Origin of the sequence: Flavobacterium silvisoli (assembly GCF_004329815.1) — a bacterium.
GTDB classification, from domain to species: Bacteria; Bacteroidota; Bacteroidia; order Flavobacteriales; family Flavobacteriaceae; genus Flavobacterium; species Flavobacterium silvisoli.
The window spans coordinates 24,872-39,475 of sequence record NZ_SJPE01000008.1 but is presented as its reverse complement, the minus strand read 5'-3'; the positions used below and the strand labels follow the sequence as shown (position 1 = coordinate 39,475).

Sequence of the window (14,604 nt, the reverse complement as noted above, 5' to 3'; positions counted from 1 at the left end):
CAAATATTTGGATGTCAGTTAAATCGTGAATCTAATTGAATATTCTGTCTTAAAAAAAACTGACAATATGACGGTTTTTTTAAGATTTGTTTAACAAGTATTTCTGGCATAATTTTTACTAAATAAAAAAAGAGTCCACCAAACGCCAATCCGGAGACTCTTTTATTGAATTCCTAAAAACAACTCCAATAGTAAGAATGGAGGGGTTTTTATTTGGAGCCTCAAAAATATTCTATTTTTTTAGTCTTCCAAATTTTTTATCGACTTTTCTTCTCGGTCTTGTAGCTCAATACCGGTATAAACTTGAGCGCAAATCCCAAAATCAAAAAATAATGGGAAAGAATCAATTTGTAGTAAAGCATCCTAATGGATGGGCTGTCAAAGGTGCAGGCAATGAAAAAGCAACTAGAGTAACTTCAACTCAAAAGGAAGCTATTAATGTTGGAAAGACCATTGCAAAAAATCAAGGTACTGAATTAACTATCCAAGGAATGGATGGTAAATTCAGACAAAAGGATAGCTACGGTAAAGACAATTATCCACCAAAAGGATAGTGAGAATAAAACTGCCCTATTTTTTGGGCAGTTTTATTTAAATTTTAAAAATAGTTTACATGCAAAAAAAGAAATCAGAAGAAAAAAAGAGACCTCCAATAAATCAAAAGACAAAAAATATTCTTTGGAGTAAAGCCGCAGGAATGTGTCAATTTCAAAATTGTAATAAGGTTTTAAATGTTGATAAAATCACGAAGACAGATAGTAATTCTGCTTACATAGCGCATATTTATGGTTATGCGAAAGGTAGTGAGAGATACGATGCCGTATTATCTCCAAGATTGGAAACAGATATTAACAATTTAATGTTGTTATGTGACGAGTGTCACCGTAGAGTTGATGAAAGAAATCTTGGAGAAGTTAATTATCCAGCATCTATGCTAATTGAAATGAAGAAGAAACATGAGAACAGAATTAATACTGTTATTTGTATTGCTCCAAATATGGATAGTCACATTGTTATCTATAAAGCAAATATCGGAGAACATTCTCCTGTTATTACATATGAATCAGTTAGAGAATATCTATTACCGGATAATTATCCAGCGCTAAATCGTTCAATTAATTTGGGCTTAGAGAATAGCCCACAAAGGGATAAAGACAGTAAATTTTGGGAAACAGAAACAGATGTACTTGTAGAGAACTTCAATCAAAACATAAGACCACTAATTCAAAATTCAACAATCAACCATATTTCATTATTTGCGCTTGCACCAATGCCCTTACTAATAAAATTAGGAACTCTGTTAAATGATATTAGAAATTTGGAAGTTCATCAACCAATTAGGAACCCAAAGACATGGAATTTAAATGATGAAGATCTATCAACGGATTATAAAATATTAATACTAGACAAAAAGCAATCTAAAGTAGCCTTAAATATTTCGATAAGTGGTACTATAAATAATGAGAGAATTACTGATGTTTTGGGGGAAGATGTTTCTATTTATACTTTGACAATTCAAAATCCATTTAATGATTTTCTTAAATCTAAAAAGCAGTTGGTTGATTTTACAATTGTTATTAGAAAGTTGTTTGATCAGATTAAGTTAAAATATGGTTCAAATACACAATTACATGTTTTTCCAGCTATACCGGTTGCAATTGCAGTAGAGCTAGGAAGATATTGGATGCCAAAGGCAGATATGCCGTTAATAATATATGATGAAAATAAACTTAATGATGGCTTTAAAAAGGCTATTGAAATTAACTAAAAAACCAAAAAGATGAATACAGAAGAAAAAAAACAATTTGATGAGATTTTAGAAACATTAGGTGAAAATCTTGATATATCACAAACACAATTTGATGCCGCTGTAAAAAGCTATCAAACAGTAGGGCAATATTTGTGCAATGATGATTCAGAGCTTGCTTCTTACCAACCTGAAATTAGACCTCAAGGCTCTTTTATTTTAGGAACAATGATTAAACCAATATGTGAAGAAGATGATTTGGATATTGATTTGGTTTGCCAATTAACAAAGAAAAAAGAAAGTTGGACCCAGAAGGATCTAAAAGATATTGTGGGCAATGAACTCAGAAAACATAAATTATATAGTGATATGTTAGATAAAGAAGGGAGAAGATGTTGGACATTACTTTACAGAAGAGAATCCGAACAAGCAAAAGAAAAGTATCATATGGATATTTTACCTTCAATTATTAATGAGGGCTATGGTATTGTTTTAGAAAAGCTATTTTCTCATATTGGTGATGACACAAATTTTGATGTATCAGCCATTAGAATAACAGACAAAGAAGAAAGAAATTATGAGATTGAAACCGACCTTGATAAATGGTTAAAAAGCAATCCATTCGGATATGCTAAATGGTTTTTTAACAGAGCATTTTTAGCCAGTACAGCTAGAACCAAATTGTTTTCTTTAAGTGAATCTGTAAAACCGGTGCCAACATTCCAGAAAAATAAATTGCCATTACAGAGAGTTGTTCAGATTCTTAAAAGACATAGAGATATTATGTATGCTGACAGAGATGACAAAATTGATAAACCAATTTCAATAATAATAACAACATTGGCTGCTAGAGCATATAATGGAGAGGATAATATAATAGAGGCATTATTGAATGTTGTTGAAAAGATGCATGTAATGATAGGCGAAGAAAATCCATATACTGGCGAGAGAATGAAATGGATTAGTAATCCAGCAAATAATGAAGAAAATTTTGCAGATAAATGGGTTGCTTATCCAGAAAGACAGAAAAATTTCTATGAATGGTTAGAAAATTTGCGACAAGATTTAGAAGATATTTTAAATCAAAGAGGCAAAGGTTTACAGTTTATTAATGAGTCAATGAAAAAGAGATTTGGGAATGATTTGACAAATAAGACCTTTAGAGATTATGCATTAAAAACAAGAGATTTAACTGAAACTAATCAAATAAAAGTAGATAAATCAACAATGACTATGGGAACAGTTGGTATGCCAATTAAAAAGAATAATTTTGAAGGAGAAAATGGGAAGTAGTTTTATTAAGGGAAAAAGAAGCATAACACGAAAAGGGTTTTCGGCTAAAACACAGTTGGAAAAAATTTTAGAATTTTTTCCAACTGTGAATATATTAAGGAGCGGTGGAAATTTTTTTGAAATTGAAATGAAAGTGAAACCGTCATTTCTCGGGAAGGATTATGACATCAAATTAACATTCGACCGACAAAAGGGCGTTCAGGTATATGTAATAAATGAAGTTTTAAGAGTTGCACGTAATCGTTCTAAACTGCCACATGTCTATTCTCATAATGAACAACGGTTATGCTTGTATTCTCCCAGTAAAGGAGAATGGACAAAAGAGAAGCTGATAGCTTCAACTATAATACCATGGATAAGTAAATGGTTATTTTTCTATGAAATTTGGTTGATTGATGGTGAATGGTTAGGTGGTGGGCATGATGAATATAGTTTAAAATAAATATTTTTTATTTTATCATAAACTATTTCTTCAACTGCTCTAACAGAGCATTTTTCTCTTTCTCCGCTTCTAACAGTCTTTCATATAATTCAATCACTTTATCAAGCGGATTGAAAGTACAATTATTATATGGTCCATGATTTACACTACTATCATGAAAACTATTAAAATAATTAAAAATGGCATCTTCTGAGAAATTCTTTAACGTCTCTGCACTAACTCCAAGAGCAGTAGCAATCTGCTGCAATTTATCTTCATCTACACTCTCACTATTCTCAATAGTAGAAATAGTCTGTTGGCTCACACCTATGGCTTGGGCTAAGGCTTCTTGCTTCATTTGGCGAAGCTCTCGGATACGGCTGATGTTACGGCCGATATGTTTGGGTTTTGTAGTAGTTTCCATATTCCAAATATAAAGTTTTTTTACCATTCCCACTAGGCAAATCGGGAAATTTTGTTGTCAAAAGAGTAGGGTAAAGTACGGGTAAAACTAGTGCAATACAAGCAGTCCTGGTTCGCTACGGGTTTGATAGGGAGTAACTTGCGTCAAAATTCCAACGATATGAAAGAGCTAAACCTTCCTCAGCAACCGGTGTTAGAAATATTGGAAAATGCTTGTAGCCGCTACGAGCAATGCACGGTGTATATCTTGGGGCACCACAACAGTAATATAATAATCGAACAAATTTCAAAAACAGCCAATTGGGCTGTTCATCATTTTTACCTTTTGGTCATTACAGCCAAGCAAATCCCGGCTACGGGTACTGTCATGGCCAACAGCATCCATGAACTGTCCGGCAAAACCATAACCGCCACGGTCATGCTCCATAAACCTACAGACCTCGCTACCCAACAACCCCACCAAATCCGGTTCTTCAACCAAGCCTTGCGCTTTGGCTACCGCCTTTGTTTAGATAAAGAGAATCCGCCTTACCTCGTCGCCAATACAGTACCACCGTTAAATAGGGAAGAGGACACGGCCTTCTGGCTCAAATGTGAGGCCGTGGCACTCTTCAACATCCAGGCTGCCAAAGAAAACCCTCAACAAGGGGTAGAACTTTGTAAAATAGCCCTGCTCAACACCGCCTGCACCCAAATCGCCCTGGGCCTCATAAGAGTCCTAATGCATTACACCCCAAACGAATTCGGACTCAAATACCTCCTCCAACTCTGCCAATACACGTATCACAACAACGAAAGACAGAACGAGAACCCGCTGCCGTCAGCGTTCAACCCCAAAACAATGACAGACAAATACCGTCTCAACAGCCTCTGTGCCCCGCCATCCATGCTAAACCATAAGCTACACCTAAACGCCCCCGAAGAAGACTTCATGTACCTCCTAACCGCCACCCAAGATTTCCTGAACCAAGCCACCAACAGAATAAATAGCTTCTCAGAGAAAGCAATAACATAATAATTCGTAATTCGTAATTTCTAATTCGTAATTCTCATGAAAACCATCACCCACCTCCCACAGCCCCTGCGCGAACTCGCCGCAAAGCACTTCGTGCTCCTCCAGTCACAAAACCCTAAAAATAAACGGGACACCATCGAACTCAACCTCTCAGGCTATGCCGATGTCATGTACCTTATGGCCGATATTGTCAAAGTCTGCATGCTCGCTCTCGAGGGTGAAACCAGCTTCTCCCGCATCCCTGAGCCAGCCACCAACATCAGCGGTGTCCTTGGCATCGTCCTCGACCTGATTCCCTACGAAGAAGCCGATTTGTTAGATAAAATCAGAGAAGCAACACTAAACCCCACTCAGGAAGCCCCGCAGGAGCATGATTACATATTAGAAAGCGTCTATCTAAGCCTCCCCACCGAACTGAAACCAACAACCTAAACCATATACAATAGATAAAACGCCATCACCCTAATTCTGCCTGCTCTGAGCTGAGTTTACCCTGAGCTGAGTTTACCCTGAGCTGAGTTTACCCTGAGCCTGCCGAAGGGTCGAAGGGCATAATTCGTAATTCATAATTCATAATCCTTTCTCCATGAACACAAAACTCGAACAACTCACCAAAAAAGCCAATTGGCTGTTAACCGGTCTGAAAGACCACCCCAAAAAGGAAGACTGGTATACCGTTACCCTCAACTTCAGCTGTTACAGCTCCCTTTACGGAACAGTCAACGATTTAATGAAACTTTGTACGGTAGCATTACTCACAGAGCCGCCCTACATTTCCCCCATGGTAGGCAACCCAAATATAGATTTAGCCAATATCCTCGAACTGGCCATCCAACTCATGCCAAAATCAGAACCCGAATTCCTCGACGGGGTAAAAGAACTCCTCAGGGAAACAACAGAAGAAACTGAAGAACAGTTACCGCAGTTCAATTTCAGCACAATCAGAGTTCTCGAAGAACCCACTGTAAAAACCCTGTAAAACAGTAAGGCTAAAAGCAAGTAAAAAGATAAAGCATCCAACAAATAAGCCAAACTCTAGTCTATCATCTCTTCGTCTATTATCTATCCGTCTATCATCCATCATCTCTTTGTCTTGTACTAAAATAGCTATATATTAAAAAATATATTTGTATAGCCATAATAGGATTTATTTAATAACCTGTATAGTTATTTTAGGACGGGTCAAGGACGGGTATCTATCCGTCTATTCAATAGCTACTGTATAGCTAAAGCATAGGAAAGGCATAGATAGTGTATAAGGAGTGTATGAAAACACACATTATGTCAAATAGCAAAGTCATATCTATCATCTATTATCTATCCGTCTATCATCTATTTTAAAAAAAACACCCACTTTTTACAGTGAGTGCTTTTTTGGTGTAGCAGTAGTGTTACTTGGTAAACGGACTTTCGTAGTTGAGCAGTGTTTTGAAATAATGTACTACAAAATCATGCTGTTCTTCATAACTCATTTTATCGGCGGGCAGGGTTGCTATTTTGAGGTGGTCGTATTTGTGCTCCTCCCGGATGAGGTTGTAGAGTTCGTTTTTGGCTTCGGTAGGCCCAAAGAGGACAATTTCGTCGTAGTCCTTTAGGATGTTGAGAATGTCTTTGTAAAAGGCTTTTATGCTTTGGTTTTCTTTGTGGTGTAAGAGGCTTTCGCTGTGTTGCAATCCTTCCTGATTGTCGAGCCCTTTGTGGTCAGCGGTTACCAATTTTATTCTTTGTTCCTCGGTATGGTATTCCATCACACGGGCTGTTGCGTGATCCATCCAAACGCCTACTCTTTTTGTTGCTTTCATTTTGTTCTCTTTTTTAAGTATTAAATCAGTTATTTGGAGCCAACAATTAGTTAATTTTCTATAATAAAGTTACGACAATTAATGCGTATTTGTTCCTTTTTTTAGGGTTATTTTGAAGGCCTGTGCAAAAAAAAACACCCGCTGAAAACGGGTGCTTGTATTGTGTATTTTAACTGTAATTGATTACTTAATCCTGCAGCAATACTTCTAATATACTGATGGCGGCATCGCTAATCTTGGTTCCGGGACCAAAGACGGCTACAGCGCCGGCATCGAACAGGAACTGGTAATCCTGCGCGGGGATAACACCGCCTACGATTACCATGATGTCTTCGCGGCCGTATTTCTTAAGTTCTTCAATTACCTGCGGAACGAGTGTTTTGTGTCCGGCGGCCAATGAAGAAACGCCCAGTATGTGCACGTCGTTTTCTACGGCTTGCTTGGCTGCTTCCTGAGGGGTTTGGAACAGCGGACCGATATCGACATCAAACCCTACATCGGCATAACCGGTGGCTACTACTTTGGCCCCGCGGTCGTGACCGTCCTGTCCCATTTTGGCAATCATAATACGAGGGCGACGGCCTTCTTTTTTGGCGAAAGCGTCGGCTAATTGTTTGGCTTTTTCAAAGCTTTGGTCGCTCTTGATTTCTTTACTGTACACGCCGCTGAAACTTCTGATTTGTGCTTTATATCTTCCGAAAACCGCTTCGAGAGCGTCACTGATTTCTCCCAGTGTGGCTCGGTTTCGGGCGGCTTCTACGGCTAAAGATAGTAAATTTCCGGTTCCGTTTTGAGCACAATCAGTTAATTGGGCTAAACAGGCTTTTACTTTATCATTGTCGCGGGTGGCTTTGATTTGGTTTAAGCGTTCAATTTGCTGTTTGCGCACCATCTGATTATCTACATCAAGGATGTGTAGCGGGTCTTCTTTCTCTAAGCGGTATTTGTTGACTCCCACAATGATGTCCTGTGAGCTGTCTATACGCGCTTGTTTACGGGCTGCGGCCTCTTCTATGCGGAGTTTCGGAATACCGGCTTCAATGGCTTTGGTCATACCGCCTAAGGTTTCCACTTCTTCAATCAGGGCCCAGGCTTTGTCGGCTATTTCTTTGGTCAGGCTTTCTACATAATAACTGCCGGCCCATGGGTCGACGGTTTTACAAATCTTGGTTTCTTCCTGAAGAAATATCTGGGTGTTACGCGCAATACGTGCCGAGAAATCGGTTGGTAAGGCAATGGCTTCATCCAGGGCGTTGGTGTGCAACGACTGGGTTCCGCCAAAGGCAGCGGCAGCGGCTTCGATAGCGGTACGCGCTACGTTGTTGAAAGGGTCCTGCTCGGTTAAACTCCACCCCGAGGTTTGACAGTGGGTTCTTAGGGCTAATGATTTTTCATCTTTGGGGTTAAACTGTTTCAGCAATTTGGCCCATAGCATTCTGCCCGCGCGCATTTTAGCGATTTCCATAAAATGGTTCATCCCAATTGCCCAAAAGAAGGACAAACGGGGGGCGAACTCATCTATTTTCATGCCGGCGGCCAAACCGGTACGGATGTATTCCAGTCCATCTGCCAGGGTGTAAGCCAATTCAATATCTGCCGTGGCTCCGGCTTCCTGCATGTGGTAGCCCGAGATGGAAATGGAATTGAATTTCGGCATCTTTTTACTGGTGTATTCAAAAATATCCGCGATGATTTTCATCGAAGGGGTAGGCGGGTAGATGTAGGTGTTGCGCACCATGAACTCTTTCAGGATATCATTTTGTATGGTCCCCGAAAGCAATTCGGGAGCAACTCCTTGTTCTTCAGCGGCTACGATGTAAAAAGCCATGATGGGCAGTACAGCCCCGTTCATGGTCATGGAGACTGACATTTCGTTTAACGGAATCTGGTCAAACAAAATCTTCATGTCTTCTACCGAGTCGATTGCCACTCCGGCTTTACCCACATCGCCCACTACACGGTCGTGATCAGAGTCATAGCCACGGTGAGTAGCGAGATCAAAAGCTACGGAGAGTCCTTTTTGTCCGGCAGCCAAATTTCTTCTGTAAAAAGCATTACTCTCTTCAGCAGTTGAGAAACCGGCGTACTGGCGAATCGTCCACGGACGGCGAACGTACATGGTGGCGTAAGGGCCGCGCAGGTTAGGGGCAAAGCCCGCACCAAAACCAATATGCTCCAGGTTTTCGGTATCGGCTTCGGTATAGGTTGGTTTTACTGCTATACCTTCGGCAGTCATAAAGTTGTCGGTACCTGTACTTTCGACTGGCAGTTGTTGACTTTCGACTAATTGTATATGTTGAATATTTTTTCTCATGATTATTCTTCCTGTGCTAATCGTTCCTGTTCTGTTTTTTCAGCCAATCGTTTTTCAATTATCGGAATGATTAATGTTTTGCGCGGGTTTTGTTTGACAAAAGGATACAACTCTAAATCGTGTTTCATTTTGTCGTTTTTGTTAGGGTATTTGTTGGTGCCTAATAAAATTTCTTTTCCGCTGTCAAACAACTCTTGTTCTTTGGCTGCACTTTCATTGATTTTCTTTTGAATGCTGCCTTCAATCAATTGGGTGATGAAACCGCCGTGAGCTTCTATATCTTTAAACAACGCCAGGGCTTTTTCTGCCAATTGCAGGGTCAGGGTTTCAATATAATAAGCACCGTCAGCCGGATTGTTTACTTTATCAAAATAACTTTCGTGTTTTAAAACCAAGAGTTGGTTGCGGGCAATTCGATCGCCAAATTCATTGTCTTTGTGATACAGACTGTCGTAGGGCAGATTGGCTACAGCATCGGCACCGCCTAAAATAGCACTCATGCATTCGGTGGTGGTGCGCAGCATATTCACATTGTAATCGTACAAGGTTTTGTTTCGCTTGGTAGGAGTAGCTATGATGTGACAATCAAAAGTATGGTCGTATTCTTGGGCTAAAGTAGCAAACAACAGGCGCAGGGCTCTCAGCTTGGCTATCTCAAAAAAGTAATTCGTGCCTACTGCAACTTCAATAGTGATGGGTTGACGGAGGGTTGGAATACGGTTGAAATATTCATTAACATGAGCCAGGGTATACCCCAATTGTTGTACCATATTGGCTCCCGCGTTTTGATAAATCCCCGAGGAGATACTGAGAAACGGGGCTTGAGATGCCGTGTTGCTCGCCAAATGATTCAACTTTTCGAAGTCTTTGTCTAAGTTTTCAAACCAGTTTCCGTCATGGGCCAACTGGCCTATCGGGTCAATCTGAATGATAATCTTGGCATGGCTTTGGGCTTGATAGGCATTTATTTTAGATACAAAATCAACCGAAAGGAACGGCAGGTTAAAGTAGTAAACAGTATTGCCCAAAGGAAGGTTTTGCATCAGTTCGGCCAAATCAACTGTTTCGTTTTCGATGGTAAAGCGGATGCTTTCGGCTCCTCGGTTTAAGGAGTCTAAGGCTCTTTGATTCGATTTTTTTACGTCGTGCACAAAGATGTTTTGCAGTATGCTGAACGAATGGTTTGGTGTTTGAATGTGCCCTTTTTTGGTATCTTCATCATTGTGATAAAAGGGTTTTACTTTGATGCCTTCGGGGGACTCCCACACTAAAGTATCGTTATAATCAGCGCCTTTGAGTTCGTACTGAATTTGTTGTTTCCATTGTTTGGAAGTAACCGTTTCGAACTCATCAAATAAATGTTCAGCCATGATAGGTAGTTTATAAAGATTTTGAATTGGATTGCTCTTCTTTAATCGAATCGCCTTCAAATTCAATGATATAAATGTCTTCGCTGTCGCGTTTCATATAGTATTTTTCGCGTGCGTATTTTTCGATTTGATCAGGATTTTTGAGGAGTTTGATGTTCTCTTCATCTTTTCTGATTTCTTCCTGATAGTATTTTTTATTGTCTTCCAATTCTTCGAGTTGTTTGTTCAGAATGCGGTGTTCTAAATAGGAGGTATTATCCAGAAACAGCATCCAAACAGCAAAAAAAACCAAAACGATAACATAGCGGTTCCCCAAAATTTTGAGGATAGGGTAGGCATCGGTCAGTTTTTTAAAGTAACTCATAAATTAGGTAATTCTTTGGTTGATTACGGCTCTGACCACGTCAATGGCTACCGTATTGTATTTGTCATTCGGGATGATGATATCAGCAAAAGCTTTGGTAGGTTCTATGAATTGCTGGTGCATAGGTTTCAAAGTCGTTTGGTAACGGTTCAAAACTTCTTCCATGTCACGACCGCGTTCGGCTATGTCTCTTTTCAGTCGTCGGATTAAACGCTCGTCTGAATCGGCATGCACAAATATTTTAACATCAAACAATTCGCGCAACTCGGGGTTGGTTAGAATCAGAATCCCTTCCACAATCATTACTTTTCGCGGATGGGTGATGATGGTGTCATCGGTTCTGTTGTGTGTAATGAAGGAGTATACAGGTTGTTCAATGGTTTTGCCGTCTTTTAAATCTTTAAGATGTTGTACCAAAAGATCAAAATCGATGGCTCGTGGGTGATCAAAATTCACCAGCGCTCTTTCTTCGAAGCTTAAGTTGTTGTTTTCTTTGTAATAGGAATCCTGAGATAGTACGCCCACTTCTGTACGTGGTAATTCGTTCATAATTTGGTGAACAACAGTTGTTTTTCCGCTTCCTGTTCCCCCCGCAATTCCAATAATCAGCATATAGTAGTTGTGTTAATTTTATTCCCAACAAAAATAGAAATTATATCGAAAGTGTATTTTATTTTTTTCAGAAAAGAGTTAACAGCTAAAACGGGCAGCCAATTACGGAAAACCCTTTGAATATTAGATTCAAATTAGTTTCTTTTCGAAAAGACTTCAAAATGAAAATGTAGTCTGGCAGGATTAAATATCCTGAATTTGGGCTTTTTTTCAAATAAATCCTTTTTGAATGTTCCATTCAAAATAATTTTTCATTTTCACAATAACTGCAACAAGTTGAGTTATTGTGAAAATAAAAAATCCTTTCTGTTGGTTAACAGAAAGGATTTATTCGTCGGGGTGGCAGGATTCGAACCTGCGACCTCCTGGTCCCAAACCAGGCGCGATAACCGGGCTACGCTACACCCCGTGTTCCTTAAAATAGGAGTGCAAATATAAAGTTATTATTTATTATTCAAAGCATAATATAAAATTATTTTTTCATAGCTTTTTATGATTTGGAGCGGTTTAATTTTCCGATTGAAAAGTTTACCTTTGCGACCAAATTAAACTTCACATCATGTCAGATACAATTGAAAAAATTAAATGCCTTATAATAGGTTCGGGACCTGCGGGTTACACGGCAGCTATTTATGCAGCCAGAGCCAATATGAATCCGGTGTTATACCAAGGAACACAACCCGGTGGACAACTTACCACCACAAATGAAGTAGAAAATTTTCCGGGGTACCCTGACGGCGTTACCGGTCCGGAAATGATGATACAATTAGAAGCGCAAGCCAAACGTTTCGGTACAGATATCCGCGATGGTTGGGCAACTAAAGTTGATTTTTCGGGACCCATACACAAAGTTTGGATCAATGATACTCTTGAATTGCACGCGCAAACGGTAATTATATCAACCGGTGCTTCGGCTAAATATTTAGGATTGCCTTCAGAACAACATTATTTACAAACAGGAGGTGGTGTTTCTGCCTGTGCGATTTGTGACGGATTCTTTTACAGAAACCAAGAGGTAGTGATTGTAGGAGCCGGAGATTCGGCTTGTGAAGAGGCTCACTATTTATCAAAAATGTGTAAAAAAGTAACCATGTTGGTAAGAAGTGAGAAATTCAGAGCTTCTAAAATAATGGAAGAACGTGTACGCAAAACCGAGAACATTACCATTTTGATGAACCATGACACAGTTGAAGTTGTGGGTGACGGACAGGTTGTAAGTGAAATAAAAGCCTTGAACAAAACAACAGGTGAAACCATAACGATACCGGCTACCGGATTCTTCGTGGCTATCGGTCACAAACCAAACACCGATATTTTTGCCGATTACATTACTCTAGATGAAACCGGTTATATTGTTAATGTTCCGGGTAGTTCAAAAACCAATGTTCCGGGAGTTTTTGTTGCCGGAGATGCTGCCGATCATGTATACCGCCAGGCGATTACTGCTGCAGGTACGGGTTGTATGGCGGCTTTAGATGCTGAGCGTTATTTGGCGGCTTTGTCATAAAAACGGATAAGAAGTCGCAATTATGTTGTGTCTTTGTTACTAAATAAAAAATCCCGAAGCACTTCGGGATTTTTTATTTTTATTTGGTTGTTGGCTTTTTGCGGAGCAGGGCACTGTCGGCAAAGCGTTTAACTTCAATTTTAACCGGCTCGCCATAGAGCTCTAATTCACTGTTGCCCGAAGCATCCAGCGTGGCAATGTTGCTTACCATGATGCTGCCTTTAGCATAACCGGCGGTCTCCAGTAAACCGTTTTTGGCGGTAAGTTTTTTTCCGGTGAAGTCGGTATTGTTGTCTAAGCGCAGTTTTAGGTCGATAACGTCTCCTTCTACTTCTGCGGATGATTTTTGGTACATATCAAAACGCATTTCACCCGAAGAAATCAGTGCTTTTACCGTGGCACTTTTACTAATATCTATTGCTGTTTTTTCTGATTTCAGGTTCAGTTCAATTCTTGACTTGTCATTAGCCATCAGGGTAAAATTCTTGGTTTTGGCATTCAGAAATAATTTGGCATAATCATAACTTTTGAATGTAATGTTGTCAAGAACGACATCGGAAAGCGCTGTTACATTGGTTTCATCTTTGGCAATAACCATGTTGAAATTACTGTTGTAAGTTACGCGCACACTCAATTTTTTGTAGCTCGATAAATCTTTGGAGGTTGATATTCTGAGGTTGCTGCCCGCTAATTTATAGTCTACAAACGGAATTAAATTATCATCGGCTTCAATTTCAAGCGCACATTGATTTCCTTTTACCAAAAATACTTCCAGGTTATCTTCTACTTCCAGACTTTGGAATTCTCCCACCTCTTTTTGTTCCAGTTTTACAATTTTGGAGCCTTTGACCTTTTCTTTTTTCTGGCCAAAAGAAACTGCAGTAAGCAACATAAAACTCAGAAAGATAATTTTTTTCATAGGCGTCAACATCGTTAGTTTTGCCAAAAATAGAAAAAAAAACATCCCAATTTTCATTGAGATGTTTTATTAACTTATTCTTTGGATATGCTTCCGCCTGAATTTTCTTCCTTCGAAACCGATTTGGGAGAACCGCTGTAATCAATGGAGCTTCCGCTTGATGCTTTGGCATTCAGACTCAATATCGGGCGAACATTAATGTCGCTTCCGCTGGTGGCTTCGGCTGTGACATCATTGACCATTAAATCTCGGGCATCAATCGTACTTTCGCTCGAAGAAACGGCTTTGAAGGTCAGTGCTTTTCCTTTGAATTCTAATGAGCTTCCGCTGGTAGATTCGCATCTGATGTTGTCAATTTCAAAGTTCACATCAACTTCACTGCCACTGCTCGATTTAACAAAAATGTTGGTTCCGGTAAACACATTGCGGGTTGAAACAGAAGAACCGCTGGTAGCTTCAATTCCGGTCAATTCGGGCATTTTTACGTGTATGGTTTTGGCGGTGGCTTCATCAATTCCCTTATCTGAGGTGATGATTAATGTTTCGTTTTCCACACTCACAGTAATGTGCTCCTGCAAATTTTCATCGGCTTCTACTTCAACCGAGTGTGAATCGGATTGTTCGAGAGTTACAGTTAGTCCGCGGCTTACTTCAATTTTTGAAAAGTTGTTGCCTACGTTACGGGTTTGTGTGACTACATTGCCGTTGCCGTCTATGCCGTTAGAAAAATCTATTTTGGTATGGCATGAAACAAAAAGTAGAGCAACAGAAGCGGCTGCTATCAGCCTGATACCGGGTGTGATGGTTTTTATCATAA

The 14,604-nt window shown here is 39.6% G+C and carries 16 protein-coding genes and 1 tRNA gene; 8 read left to right on the top strand and 9 right to left on the bottom strand.

From position 1 onward, the window contains the following. The first annotated feature begins 332 nt into the window (after nucleotides 1-332). From EZL74_RS08010 to EZL74_RS07995, 4 genes are read left to right on the top strand one after another with little or no spacing between them, the layout of a single operon-like run. The gene (locus EZL74_RS08010) at nucleotides 333-554 is read left to right on the top strand and encodes a DUF2188 domain-containing protein (protein ID WP_131476168.1); all 222 of its coding nucleotides are present in this window, start codon (nucleotides 333-335) and stop codon (nucleotides 552-554) included. Between the two features lie 59 nt (nucleotides 555-613). Beyond that, nucleotides 614-1,768, top strand: coding sequence for an SAVED domain-containing protein (locus EZL74_RS08005; RefSeq protein WP_131476086.1), 1,155 nt, complete (start codon nucleotides 614-616; stop codon nucleotides 1,766-1,768). A 12-nt stretch (nucleotides 1,769-1,780) separates the two neighbouring features. After that, on the top strand, nucleotides 1,781-3,040 hold the full coding sequence (locus tag EZL74_RS08000) for a nucleotidyltransferase domain-containing protein (protein WP_131476085.1): 1,260 nt from the start codon (nucleotides 1,781-1,783) through the stop codon (nucleotides 3,038-3,040). Then, nucleotides 3,018-3,482, top strand: a complete 465-nt coding sequence (locus tag EZL74_RS07995; protein ID WP_240034572.1) for a hypothetical protein — start codon at nucleotides 3,018-3,020, stop codon at nucleotides 3,480-3,482. The genes EZL74_RS08000 and EZL74_RS07995 overlap by 23 nt, the downstream gene beginning before the upstream one ends. Nucleotides 3,483-3,504: 22 nt before the next feature. Here the strand turns inward: EZL74_RS07995 and EZL74_RS07990 are convergent, their stop codons facing one another. Continuing rightward, the gene (locus tag EZL74_RS07990; protein ID WP_131476084.1) at nucleotides 3,505-3,885 is read right to left on the bottom strand and encodes a helix-turn-helix domain-containing protein; all 381 of its coding nucleotides are present in this window, start codon (nucleotides 3,883-3,885) and stop codon (nucleotides 3,505-3,507) included. Between the two features lie 159 nt (nucleotides 3,886-4,044). Between EZL74_RS07990 and EZL74_RS07985 the strand changes: the two genes are divergently transcribed. The 3 genes from EZL74_RS07985 (at nucleotide 4,045) to EZL74_RS07975 (ending at nucleotide 5,878) form a co-directional block, all read left to right on the top strand. Next, complete coding sequence (locus tag EZL74_RS07985) at nucleotides 4,045-4,899, top strand: hypothetical protein (RefSeq protein WP_131476083.1); 855 nt, start codon at nucleotides 4,045-4,047, stop codon at nucleotides 4,897-4,899. A 36-nt stretch (nucleotides 4,900-4,935) separates the two neighbouring features. Beyond that, the gene (locus EZL74_RS07980) at nucleotides 4,936-5,331 is read left to right on the top strand and encodes a hypothetical protein (protein WP_131476082.1); all 396 of its coding nucleotides are present in this window, start codon (nucleotides 4,936-4,938) and stop codon (nucleotides 5,329-5,331) included. Between the two features lie 154 nt (nucleotides 5,332-5,485). After that, complete coding sequence (locus tag EZL74_RS07975) at nucleotides 5,486-5,878, top strand: hypothetical protein (RefSeq protein ID WP_131476081.1); 393 nt, start codon at nucleotides 5,486-5,488, stop codon at nucleotides 5,876-5,878. A gap of 412 nt (nucleotides 5,879-6,290) precedes the next feature. On the opposite strand, the gene EZL74_RS07970 is transcribed toward EZL74_RS07975, so the two are convergent. The 6 genes from EZL74_RS07970 to EZL74_RS07945 form a co-directional block, all read right to left on the bottom strand. Beyond that, nucleotides 6,291-6,701 (bottom strand): hypothetical protein, encoded by a 411-nt coding sequence (locus EZL74_RS07970; protein ID WP_131476080.1) that lies wholly within the window; start codon nucleotides 6,699-6,701, stop codon nucleotides 6,291-6,293. 187 nt (nucleotides 6,702-6,888) lie between these two features. Beyond that, complete coding sequence (scpA, locus tag EZL74_RS07965; RefSeq protein ID WP_131476079.1) at nucleotides 6,889-9,015, bottom strand: methylmalonyl-CoA mutase; 2,127 nt, start codon at nucleotides 9,013-9,015, stop codon at nucleotides 6,889-6,891. A 2-nt stretch (nucleotides 9,016-9,017) separates the two neighbouring features. Further along, complete coding sequence (locus EZL74_RS07960) at nucleotides 9,018-10,385, bottom strand: methylmalonyl-CoA mutase subunit beta (protein ID WP_131476078.1); 1,368 nt, start codon at nucleotides 10,383-10,385, stop codon at nucleotides 9,018-9,020. A 10-nt stretch (nucleotides 10,386-10,395) separates the two neighbouring features. After that, nucleotides 10,396-10,749, bottom strand: a complete 354-nt coding sequence (locus EZL74_RS07955) for an FtsB family cell division protein (RefSeq protein WP_131476077.1) — start codon at nucleotides 10,747-10,749, stop codon at nucleotides 10,396-10,398. A gap of 3 nt (nucleotides 10,750-10,752) precedes the next feature. Then, nucleotides 10,753-11,361 (bottom strand): uridine kinase, encoded by a 609-nt coding sequence (udk, locus tag EZL74_RS07950; RefSeq protein ID WP_131476076.1) that lies wholly within the window; start codon nucleotides 11,359-11,361, stop codon nucleotides 10,753-10,755. Between the two features lie 334 nt (nucleotides 11,362-11,695). Further along, nucleotides 11,696-11,770: transfer RNA gene (locus EZL74_RS07945), tRNA-Pro, on the bottom strand. A 150-nt stretch (nucleotides 11,771-11,920) separates the two neighbouring features. Between EZL74_RS07945 and trxB the strand changes: the two genes are divergently transcribed. Beyond that, a complete protein-coding gene (gene trxB / locus EZL74_RS07940) occupies nucleotides 11,921-12,868 on the top strand; it encodes a thioredoxin-disulfide reductase (RefSeq protein WP_131476075.1) in 948 nt (315 codons plus the stop codon). Nucleotides 12,869-12,947: 79 nt separating this feature from the next. On the opposite strand, the gene EZL74_RS07935 is transcribed toward trxB, so the two are convergent. Both EZL74_RS07935 and EZL74_RS07930 read right to left on the bottom strand, forming a co-directional pair. After that, nucleotides 12,948-13,787, bottom strand: coding sequence for a GIN domain-containing protein (locus EZL74_RS07935; protein WP_131476074.1), 840 nt, complete (start codon nucleotides 13,785-13,787; stop codon nucleotides 12,948-12,950). A 74-nt stretch (nucleotides 13,788-13,861) separates the two neighbouring features. Beyond that, nucleotides 13,862-14,602 carry a head GIN domain-containing protein gene (locus EZL74_RS07930; RefSeq protein WP_131476073.1) on the bottom strand — a complete coding sequence of 247 codons (741 nt, stop codon included), beginning with the start codon at nucleotides 14,600-14,602 and terminating at the stop codon, nucleotides 13,862-13,864. Nucleotides 14,603-14,604: the final 2 nt, after the last annotated feature.

What these genes read in the sequence shown, in the direction of transcription:
- EZL74_RS08010 (WP_131476168.1), top strand. Translation starts at nt 333, where the DNA reads ATGGGAAAGAATCAATTTGTAGTAAAGCATCCTAATGGATGGGCTGTC.
- EZL74_RS08005 (WP_131476086.1), top strand. Translation starts at nt 614, where the DNA reads ATGCAAAAAAAGAAATCAGAAGAAAAAAAGAGACCTCCAATAAATCAA.
- EZL74_RS08000 (WP_131476085.1), top strand. Translation starts at nt 1,781, where the DNA reads ATGAATACAGAAGAAAAAAAACAATTTGATGAGATTTTAGAAACATTA.
- EZL74_RS07990 (WP_131476084.1), bottom strand. Translation starts at nt 3,885, where the DNA reads ATGGAAACTACTACAAAACCCAAACATATCGGCCGTAACATCAGCCGT.
- EZL74_RS07985 (WP_131476083.1), top strand. Translation starts at nt 4,045, where the DNA reads ATGAAAGAGCTAAACCTTCCTCAGCAACCGGTGTTAGAAATATTGGAA.
- EZL74_RS07980 (WP_131476082.1), top strand. Translation starts at nt 4,936, where the DNA reads ATGAAAACCATCACCCACCTCCCACAGCCCCTGCGCGAACTCGCCGCA.
- EZL74_RS07975 (WP_131476081.1), top strand. Translation starts at nt 5,486, where the DNA reads ATGAACACAAAACTCGAACAACTCACCAAAAAAGCCAATTGGCTGTTA.
- EZL74_RS07970 (WP_131476080.1), bottom strand. Translation starts at nt 6,701, where the DNA reads ATGAAAGCAACAAAAAGAGTAGGCGTTTGGATGGATCACGCAACAGCC.
- scpA (WP_131476079.1), bottom strand. Translation starts at nt 9,015, where the DNA reads ATGAGAAAAAATATTCAACATATACAATTAGTCGAAAGTCAACAACTG.
- EZL74_RS07960 (WP_131476078.1), bottom strand. Translation starts at nt 10,385, where the DNA reads ATGGCTGAACATTTATTTGATGAGTTCGAAACGGTTACTTCCAAACAA.
- EZL74_RS07955 (WP_131476077.1), bottom strand. Translation starts at nt 10,749, where the DNA reads ATGAGTTACTTTAAAAAACTGACCGATGCCTACCCTATCCTCAAAATT.
- udk (WP_131476076.1), bottom strand. Translation starts at nt 11,361, where the DNA reads ATGCTGATTATTGGAATTGCGGGGGGAACAGGAAGCGGAAAAACAACT.
- trxB (WP_131476075.1), top strand. Translation starts at nt 11,921, where the DNA reads ATGTCAGATACAATTGAAAAAATTAAATGCCTTATAATAGGTTCGGGA.
- EZL74_RS07935 (WP_131476074.1), bottom strand. Translation starts at nt 13,787, where the DNA reads ATGAAAAAAATTATCTTTCTGAGTTTTATGTTGCTTACTGCAGTTTCT.
- EZL74_RS07930 (WP_131476073.1), bottom strand. Translation starts at nt 14,602, where the DNA reads ATGATAAAAACCATCACACCCGGTATCAGGCTGATAGCAGCCGCTTCT.